Here is a 209-nt window from a genome sequence, read left to right as displayed (position 1 = left end):
TCGAATCGCCAGATAGCTAAAGCTATCGGCGTTTCACCTCAGACTATTAATAATGAAATTAACAGAGGTACTGTTGAGCAGATCAAGAAAGTTAATGGTAAAGTTCAACACTTGAATTGCTACTTTCCTGACACTGCACATCAAAAGTATGTAAAGAACCGTAAGCTTTGCCATCGTCCTTCTAAATTCGACCAAGTCACAGCCTTTTT

The 209-nt window shown here is 38.8% G+C and carries 1 pseudogene; it reads left to right on the top strand.

The features are described from left to right. A pseudogene (locus FD33_RS12875) lies at positions 1-209 on the top strand (helix-turn-helix domain-containing protein); the annotation flags it as partial.

This window comes from Companilactobacillus paralimentarius DSM 13238 = JCM 10415 (assembly GCF_001434985.1).
Taxonomy (GTDB): domain Bacteria; phylum Bacillota; class Bacilli; order Lactobacillales; family Lactobacillaceae; genus Companilactobacillus; species Companilactobacillus paralimentarius.
Note: the sequence above shows the minus strand (reverse complement) of the source record. Positions and strands in the feature narration are given on the sequence as shown.